We start from the raw sequence: 250 nt of genomic DNA on the forward strand, positions 1-250 counted from the left end.
TGGTCAATCCCTGGTGCAGCAGACGAGTTTCCGGTTACCAATCAACAATTAGAGGAGGCTTATTATGCCGCAAATTGAAATTAGTGGGTTGCGTTACACTTATCCAGAACACTCATTTCAGGTGGAAATTGATCGGCAATCTTTTGACAGTCCACTAACCGCAATTGTTGGTCAGAACGGCGCTGGTAAATCAACTTTGTTAAAGTTACTGATCGGATTGATAACACCGCAAGAAGGGACCATTATGATT

At 42.8% G+C, this 250-nt stretch carries 1 protein-coding gene; it reads left to right on the top strand.

The genetic code is table 11. The features are described from left to right. Window positions 1-64: 64 nt before the first annotated feature. Window positions 65-250: ATP-binding cassette domain-containing protein (locus QP324_RS12145; protein WP_284816242.1), on the top strand; the 186-nt coding region annotated here is incomplete at its 3' end.

Source organism: Corynebacterium sp. UMB0012 (genome assembly GCF_030216265.1).
GTDB lineage: Bacteria > Actinomycetota > Actinomycetes > Mycobacteriales > Mycobacteriaceae > Corynebacterium.